Below are 8,641 nucleotides of genomic sequence, written 5' to 3' on the forward strand. Positions count from 1 at the left end.
TTTTTTCCTTTACAAAATTTCTTCTTTTTGATAGGCACCTTAGGTACTGGGGACCTTGCTAACTAACTTTGTAAGTCTGTGGGGAAATCTTCTGTCTTCTTGACAAAGATTTCCAACAGTCTCATCAAAGTGGATTTAGCCAACTGATTTTTGAACCTAAAGTTTCAAAAATCCCCAGATATCAGTACGGCGGTGCCTATCCCTTTAGCAAGTCTTCGACTTGCCTCTGAGTGCCATACAGGCTCACTTTGTTCGCCCTTTTTCTATTCTTGTAACTGTTTTTATTATTCCTCTTCTGCTAGGAGTTGAGCGCGTGTAGCTTCGTCAAGAAGTGGGTAACCGAGTTTCTTGCGTTCAGCTACGAATGTTTTAGCTACAACACGGGCCAAGTTACGAATACGAGCGATATAACCAGCACGTTCTGTAACGGATACTGCTCCACGAGCATCAAGCAAGTTGAAGGTGTGTGAACATTTCAAAACGTAGTCATAGGCAGGGTGAACTAGGCCCAATTCCAAAGCACGTCCTGCTTCTTTTTCAAATTTTTCGAAGTTTTCAAGAAGCATGTCTTGATCTGAAACTTCAAAGCTGTATTTTGAGTGCTCATATTCTGGTTGAAGGAAAATTTCACCGTATTTAACACCTGGAGCCCACTCAATATCGTAAACTGAGTCAACTTCTTGAATGTAAGAAGCCAAACGCTCTAAACCATAAGTAACTTCAGCGGTAACAGGTCCAGTTGCCAAACCACCGACTTGTTGGAAGTAAGTGAACTGAGTGATTTCCATACCATCAAGCCACACTTCCCATCCAAGACCAGCTGAACCAGTTGATGGGTTTTCCCAGTTATCTTCAACGAAACGAATATCGTGTTCCAAAGGATTGATTCCCAATTTTTCCAATGACTCAAGGTAGAGCTCTTGGATGTTTGAAGGTGATGGTTTCATGACCACTTGGAATTGATGGTGTTGGTAAAGACGGTTTGGATTTTCCCCGTAACGACCGTCTGCTGGACGACGTGATGGCTCTACATAAGCTGCGTTCCATGGTTCAGGACCAATGGCACGAAGGAAAGTGTAAGGACTCATGGTTCCCGCACCTTTTTCATTATCATAAGCCTGCATAAGCATACAACCCTGATCATTCCAGTATTGTTGCAAAGTAAGGATAATTTCCTGGAAGGTTAGTTTTTTGGACATGTTTTACTCCTTTAATTTATATTATCTTTTTAGGTTTATTTATCAAGCAACCAAGAAAAAGCTGGATCCTGAAAAATATGACGTTTGGGAACAGTTTGTAAATTCTGATTGCATTCATCTATTGTACCTAATTTCAAAGCACAGACTTCTGGTATATTTTCTTGAACAGTGAAAATTTGACTATGACAGTTCTGGCAGTAATAACGCTGTTTTCCTGGAGAAGAACTATACGTAACAAGCTTTTCTTTTCCATGCAATACTAGATTTTTACTGCTAACTTTGGCATTAACTGTATAGGCAGACGCAGTTGCTTTCCGACAGAATGAACAGTGGCAAAAAACTAATTCAGATAATTCCTCATCTAGAGTGTAAGTCACTGCTTTACATAAACAAGATCCTTTAAGCATTGTACTCCTTTCTACTTAGGCATTAGACGAATTCAAAAAGAACCGAATTTCAACACCCAAGCCTTGCGACTAGGGGCGTTAAAAACGCGGTTCCACCCTAATTTATTACTTCATTATCTTTATTAAAATACCAAAAGCGCCACACTTATCTCTCAACCACCTGACTTCCACTACCACAGGCTCGCTTGGGATTTACTGATAAGATATTCTTTCTTGTCGTCTATTATAACAAAAAGGAATGAAAAAGTAAAATTATTTTATCACTAGTCCTATATATTTCTTAGCCAAATTAATTTAACTGCCCCATTTATGTCCCTTTTTGAACAAAAAGAAAAACCGCTAATCCTAAGACTAGCGGTCTAATCATGTTTTTAAGCTACGAATGTAGTTGCTCTATTATTTAAGAGTAATATGAGCATAGTGCTCACAAACCTTGCTATTATGCGTTTTTCTTTCCTGTTTCTACCCGTGGGGGTGTTTGTAGGGGTGTCAAATTTACCCCCTCCTTTTGCAATAAGTCGGTAATTTCATTGCCTACCGTTTGCTGATTGGCATTATAGAAATGTGAATAGGTATTTAGGGTAGTTGCCTTATCAACTCGTCCAGAGCGTTGTGAGACTGATAGAACATCTTTTTTAAGGACATTTATCATAAACGAATCATGACTGTGCCTTAATCCTTTACCTGTAATTTCAGGAACTCCAGCCAATTTGGCGTGTCGCTTTAACATTCTTGTCAGGGTGGATTTTACCATAGGTTCTCCAAATTTTGACAGGATATAATCATCATCAGCATTTGAGACTTGGACTGCTCGCCAGCGTTCAAGAACTTTGATTGTTTCATCATCTAAATCAACGAACCGTACACCAGCTTCCGTTTTGGTCTGTTCCTTACGCTTATAAATGCCACCTTTGAGTGCTTCTAAGGTTGAATGGACAAAAAGCCGTTTATTATACTTATCAAAATCTGACCATATCAAAGCAAAACCCTCGCTGACACGAACACCAGTCATATAATATAACCAAGTTGTGGTGTAACGGTGCAAGTCCTCGTAATCAGTCAAATCAAAAGTAGATAGGACTTTTTTGAACTCGTCAAAAGTCCAAAATTTTGTATCAGGTCGCTTGCCTTTTGGATTATCCAAAGCCTTGCAAGGAAAATTCTTGATATATTCCATACGCTCGGCATAGCCTAAACATTGCTTAAATCTTATCCAAACGCACTTTGCATAGTTTGGAGAATAATCAGCAATCAATTTCAATCGAAATCTTTCGCATTCTCGAGGTCTAATATCACGCAGTTTCAACTTTCCAAAAATTTCAATGAAAAGCTGAAAATGAGTAATGGCTGTTCGATATGTAGAATCCTGAACCGTCTGCTTATAGTATGGAAGAAAAATGTCTTCCATATACTGGGCAAAAGTCAAATTATAATCCGAGTAATCGAACTTATCATAAAATTCAACCCTAGCTCGACAAAGCTCATCATAGGCTTCTTTTTCACTTTCAAAAGGTTTCCCCCACATATTGCGGTATCTTTTGAAGCGTTGCCTTTTTCCAGTAGCAGAAGCCTTAAACTCCGTTTGACAGTAAATCCGTCCCTTGCTATCCCTAAATACACCTTTATATTTTTTAGACATTGGTTTCAAATCCTCCTAGTGTGAAATTTGAAAACCCAGTAACTCCTCTACAATACTAGTAGGAGCTAAGTCTAATCGCCTATTATCAAAAGGTGATTTACTTAATTTTACTATATTACTTGAAGAATTGCTAGCTTCTTCAAATCGTGTAACTGCAATCAACTTTGCTTCCTTAATAATCTGCTTTGATGCTGTTTTTGAAAATCCAAGCTCAGTCAATTTTTTATGATTGATAGTTTCCATCAAAACCTCTTTCCATGATATAATAGAGGTACAGAAGTTACTTTTCTTCTGTACTATGTTCAGCCTCGTCAGTGTCGCTCGCCAAAGTGTCTGACGAGGTTTTTAGTTTATAGTCCCAATTTTCCCATTGGTTGTTTAATCCTATCTTGGCTAGTACTAACTCAAGAAGATAAGACTTGTTAGCCAATCTAGCATTTGCGGAAAAGTCATAAGATAGGTAAACATCTATATCAGTTTTAGGAATTTTTCTCCTACGCTGATAGACTTTTGTAGGGCTTGATTCAAAATATACTAGATTTTCCCTCTCACTCTCCAAACTAATAAGAAAGTCAAATCGTCTTATATACTGGGATAAATCTTCTCTATCATTCCCCTTGGTATGATAGAAAAATTCTAAAGGGTGCTTGGTGCTAGTGATGATGATAACCTTAGCTGACCCTATTCTGTTCTGATAGCGTGCAGAAATTGGACTAATACTATATGGGTCAAGAATTTTCAGCCAATCAGAAGCTGTCAGACTATCTCCCCTGACATCATCAAGGAGTAAGATTTCTTCTCCATTGACTTCATCAAAAATATTCGTTCCAGCCGTTAAAACTGATTGCCATTTTTGACCGTTAACGCTCGCTAGTTGTTCAAGCAGAGAAACTAATTCCTTGGCTAGTCTAGTTTTACCAAGCCCCGATTTACCATAAATAAAGAGAATAGTTTTTTTGAATAAGCCATTTTCTAAATCTTGTTTAGTCCGTGTTCCCTTGATTTCGCCAATGGCTCTAAAGGCTTCATTTATCCTTGTCTTATGAACGACATATAGCAAATGATAAGAGGGATTTAATAAGAGTTCTTGCTTTGTGATACGCTCATTCAGAATATCGTCAAGCAGTAAATCAATATCCTCTTGTGTTTTTTGAACTTCCTTTTTAGCTCGTCCTTGTAGCCAAGATTTTTGCCGTTCCTGATAAACCTCTTGATAATCTTTCCCAAGAAGTGTGATAACTTCATCAGGATTGTACTGATGTTTATCACTATCTTTAGCATGAATGATATAAGCCAGTAAATTATCATAACCGTAACGACCTGATTTAGCTTTCTCAAGGTATTGAGGTTCAATACCGATATGAGCTGCTAATTCTGGCAGAGTTGCCCCTTTAGAGAATTTTAACAAGGCATGAATATGTGGCTCAACTGGTTTAGTCAGTGTTGATTGAGTTTCAATATCGAAAAGCTCTGTAAAGTCCTTATCATGCTTTATCGCATAGGCTTCTGCTACTGTCGCAACTTGATTAACTCGTTCAATGATTTCAGCTAGTATTTTTTTAATATCTTCTGATTCTATGGTTTCTTTATCCCAACCATTTTTCCAGTAGTCAATATCGAACTGTTGAGTTACTAGAATAGAACCTAAGAAAGTTTCTTTTCTCTTGCTCATTTGAATAGTTAAACTCCTTTGTTTTAATTATTCTTTTAACTATTCTGTGGTTAAACCGTTGACAAGCCCAGTTTAACCACGCGTTAGGAATAGTTAGAATTAGATTTAATAAATGTTTCCTTGGGGCTTCGCCCCAAACCCCAGCCTCTCCTGCCCGATGAAGCCCCACCACACCAAGAATACGCTTGCCAACTTGCAAGGGACGGGGTAGTATTTTTCTTCTCTACACTCTTGCCTTCGGCACCGTTTCGCTACGAAAAATCTCCACCCCTCAAGCCCTTGCAAGCCGTCATTTTCCTGCTGGTGGGGCGTGCCGACACTAAACCGATGATGAAACTTCAAAAAAGATTACTGTCGTACTTAACAAGTGTAGCAGAAAAAGCGCTAGCTATATCTTGAAAATAGCTCCTGCATCCGTTGATTTAAACGTTCCTCGTCTCTTACTTGAATAGTACGAAACATCTTGACAGGTTCTCCCTCAGGTTGGAAATAGCCATATCCTCGCGGTTTTACTATGACTTCATCTTTTTCCATATCAGGGAAAAGAAGTTGTCTGTTGTTTGTGGCTAGCAGAAAGCTAGTTGATAAGGATATAACACAATTAAAATTGTAGCGCCCTGGAAGGTCAGACATCAAGAAACGTTGACTAGATAAAACGATTCGCAAACCTAGACTTCTACCCATGCTATTCATCATCAACATCTTTGACAAAACATCTTTGTGTTTTTTCTTATCTGTTTGTTCAAGATATGCAAGAAAGGCTTGCCACTCGTCGAAAATCAAGTAAAGGTTATGAGAGTTTTCTTCTTGCTTATTTAGTCTCGCATCAAAGCGTTGGTAGACTGTTTCGAAGAGTTTTAGACAGTTAAATCCTCTTGCGACATGGTTGCCAGCCATTGAAAACATCTTTTCATCTGCCTTGAAATCCATAAAATAGGCTTCAGCAGTTTTGTCATAAAAGGAAATCAATCCTAATAGCCTCCGTAAAAAGGTTGATTTTCCTGACCCTGACGGTCCTGCAATTATCCAAGCGAAATATTGGTTAATATCAATAGAAACAGAGGTAGGGTGTCCTCTGGTATTGATTTCAAAGATATTTTTTAACATCTTAAAAATCCTCCTCTTTCTCAACACTAGACTGTCTTGTCATACGATTGTAGGTAGCTTCTTTAATAGGTTTTACATCAAATTTACCTACCCAACCAGCACTTACATTTAGTTCAACAACCAAGGTATCTAAACCAAATTCATCAGTATATTTTGAAAGAACCCCCATAAAATAATCTTCAAGGGAACTCTTTTCGGTTTCATTCAAATTATTTGTAAGATAGACCCAAACATCTACACCACCAGTGGTAGCAGGGGAAACTGTTTTTATACCCAAATCTTGAAAGAGTGTTTGATTTAAATGGTTAACAACATTTTTGAGAACAATTGATTTTCTTGTTTGTAATTGCTCAGTTTCTTTCTCTTTTGACCACCAATTAAAGAGTTTCTTTATTAAAGATATAATAGTCTGTATTTGAACTCCGGATAGTAGGAGAGATTCATTAAAAAGATTAGTTTCCCTTTTATGAACAGTTCCTGACAAATATAAGAATTTTCTTTTTAGAAAAATGAATAAAACATTAAGAGATTGCCAAATAATTGCGAACATTAAAGATTTTAATAGTAAATTTAAAATTAACATTGTAAATACCTCATAAAGTATGTTATCGCCCAATATATGGGCGATAATATACTAACTACGCCAACCACTCGGAACGATAACCTACCTCAATCCATAGGGTTAGATGCACACAAGATTTTTTTATCTTTTCGTTGTGAATAGATAACTTTTTTATTGTTAATAATGGAATAATTCCTAATCTTAGCTGATTCAGAGTCAATTGCCAATTTAGCTGATTTTTTAAATCATTTTGCTGAGACTCACTGATTTGATTAGAGATTTCGAGTTTTTGAATGTATGTCCCTTTAAACATCTTTAGTTCGTAGGATTCAACATTATTGATAGAAAGACTCGATTTTCCTAAAAATTTAACTTCTTTATCTACAGATAAGTGTAGAGAACGATTTAAAATTTCTTGACACTTAGTCTTAGGTAGGAGAGTCAAATTTGTAGGATAAGTTAGAACTTGAGTTTGATTCTCGTGCATAGACTAATCCTCCACTATAATACTTCTTCAATGTTTAAGACTAAATCAATTCCTATTGGCTGTTGGAACTTATTTTGCTTAAAACTGATTTCAGCATTTGATAAATCAACAACTTGTCCTACTAGACTAGATAAATCCTGATTACTAAAACCACGTAACTTAACCTTAAACTTAGGCACATTTGAAGTTCTATTAATTTGGGAGTAAAGTTCGTATTCATCAGATTCAGCACATTGTAAACTACCGTAAGCTATAGCTGGTTTGTTATCTGCTGCCTCGATTTGACCTGTAGAAAAGCTCATTACAATACCTTCTGTTGGCAAAGTAAATTGCTCTTTTACAACTTCGTTAAATTCTACTGGATTAGCAAAAGTGTCCAGCACACTTCTTGATTTAGACATAATCGTCCTCCTCTCGAAAAAAATACATGGTCAGACTTTCTAGAATGCTGACGTGCAATGAAACTAATTTCGTTTACAAGTTCATTTTACAGAAACTCTATTGTTTTTTCAGTACATAATCTTATTGGAAAAAGTTTGCTTTTATCCCCAAAATGTGATAAACTTTTTTTAAAAAGTGTTTTCCTTTTCATAAAAAGTGCGTTTTTTTTCATAACAAAATAAAGGAGTTTTTATGAGTAAAATAAGTAATTGGCATGAATTTTACGAGCCTTACATTCCAGTTCGAAGTATTTTTCGCACTGATACTATTGTTGATAAGTACATTAAAGAAAATTATCCTAAAATCATTGAAGAACAGTTTGAGATTTACAAAGCTGAAGGCAAATACAAACGAGCAAGTGAATTTATAGAAAATGAAATCAAACCAGGTTTGAGAAATCCTGATTCTTATTTCTTAGAATTAAAGAAAGGAAATAAAAAAGATATTACTGGTATTATTCCAAATATCCAAAAATTACCTTTCGTGAAAGATTATATTGATGATTTAGAGCATTCAGAATATGATAAGGACAGAGTATATTTTAGGGATTGTTTAATGTTAGGGGCAACACTTGTGAACTACCCTAGATTTTCACACTATCTTTTATGGATATTTTCAACAACTGATGATAATTCTGAAGTATTTTCATATGGAAGTGTCTACCTAAACAAGATTTCGAGAAATATTAAAGATAATGTTGATAAATTTGAAACAATAAATGAAGAAGATTATAGCATCTCCTTAGATTGTTATCAAAGGTATTTTAATATTGATATTTTTTTAACTAAAGAGAGTATTATTGATTTTTATATTGAAAGAGAATATTACAAGATAATAAAAGACCAATATAAAATATTCAAAAAAACTAAGGCATTCAATAATCAAGAAGAATTCATCAAGAAAATGGTTATGGAATATATTGATGATGGAAAATCTCTTTATCACAATTTGATTAACAGAAAAAGAAAAATGGATAATGATTTATTGAAAAAATTTCGGGACTTCCCTATCTTGAGGGATAAGAATTCTATCCATTACAAAAATATTGAAAAATTAACTCAAATCAGAACAGCTTTACAAATGGGAGCTTTAGCTTTTCAAAAATTTCCTCACCTGGCTACTGCTAT

The 8,641-nt window shown here is 35.7% G+C and carries 10 protein-coding genes; 1 reads left to right on the plus strand and 9 read right to left on the minus strand.

What is annotated here, in order from left to right; translation table 11 throughout:
- Positions 1 to 284: 284 nt before the first annotated feature.
- From glyQ to HMPREF1116_RS11615, 9 genes are all read right to left on the minus strand, one after another.
- Positions 285 to 1,199: a glycine--tRNA ligase subunit alpha gene (gene glyQ / locus HMPREF1116_RS11580; RefSeq protein WP_000038761.1), complete on the minus strand. Its 915-nt coding sequence runs from the start codon at positions 1,197 to 1,199 to the stop codon at positions 285 to 287.
- Between the two features lie 35 nt (positions 1,200 to 1,234).
- Positions 1,235 to 1,606, minus strand: coding sequence for a GFA family protein (locus tag HMPREF1116_RS0102515; protein WP_000912014.1), 372 nt, complete (start codon positions 1,604 to 1,606; stop codon positions 1,235 to 1,237).
- Positions 1,607 to 2,045: 439 nt separating this feature from the next.
- Positions 2,046 to 3,245, minus strand: coding sequence for a tyrosine-type recombinase/integrase (locus HMPREF1116_RS11585; RefSeq protein ID WP_000039764.1), 1,200 nt, complete (start codon positions 3,243 to 3,245; stop codon positions 2,046 to 2,048).
- 15 nt (positions 3,246 to 3,260) lie between these two features.
- A complete protein-coding gene (locus HMPREF1116_RS11590; protein WP_025171321.1) occupies positions 3,261 to 3,491 on the minus strand; it encodes a DUF3173 family protein in 231 nt (76 codons plus the stop codon).
- 34 nt (positions 3,492 to 3,525) lie between these two features.
- Positions 3,526 to 4,917 carry a Rep family protein gene (locus tag HMPREF1116_RS11595; protein WP_000044268.1) on the minus strand — a complete coding sequence of 464 codons (1,392 nt, stop codon included), beginning with the start codon at positions 4,915 to 4,917 and terminating at the stop codon, positions 3,526 to 3,528.
- A gap of 384 nt (positions 4,918 to 5,301) precedes the next feature.
- Positions 5,302 to 6,024 carry an ATP-binding protein gene (locus tag HMPREF1116_RS11600; RefSeq protein WP_000916628.1) on the minus strand — a complete coding sequence of 241 codons (723 nt, stop codon included), beginning with the start codon at positions 6,022 to 6,024 and terminating at the stop codon, positions 5,302 to 5,304.
- Between the two features lies 1 nt (position 6,025).
- Entirely contained in the window at positions 6,026 to 6,607 is a 582-nt protein-coding gene (locus HMPREF1116_RS11605; protein ID WP_000906374.1) for a hypothetical protein, read from the minus strand.
- A gap of 55 nt (positions 6,608 to 6,662) precedes the next feature.
- Complete coding sequence (locus HMPREF1116_RS11610) at positions 6,663 to 7,073, minus strand: hypothetical protein (RefSeq protein ID WP_000545051.1); 411 nt, start codon at positions 7,071 to 7,073, stop codon at positions 6,663 to 6,665.
- 14 nt (positions 7,074 to 7,087) lie between these two features.
- On the minus strand, positions 7,088 to 7,474 hold the full coding sequence (locus HMPREF1116_RS11615) for a hypothetical protein (RefSeq protein WP_000047113.1): 387 nt from the start codon (positions 7,472 to 7,474) through the stop codon (positions 7,088 to 7,090).
- A 232-nt stretch (positions 7,475 to 7,706) separates the two neighbouring features.
- Here HMPREF1116_RS11615 and HMPREF1116_RS11620 point away from each other — a divergent pair.
- On the plus strand, positions 7,707 to 8,641 hold a 935-nt coding region (locus HMPREF1116_RS11620), incomplete at its 3' end, for a hypothetical protein (RefSeq protein WP_000036609.1).

The organism is Streptococcus sp. SK140 (genome assembly GCF_000259525.1).
Classification (GTDB): Bacteria; Bacillota; Bacilli; order Lactobacillales; family Streptococcaceae; genus Streptococcus.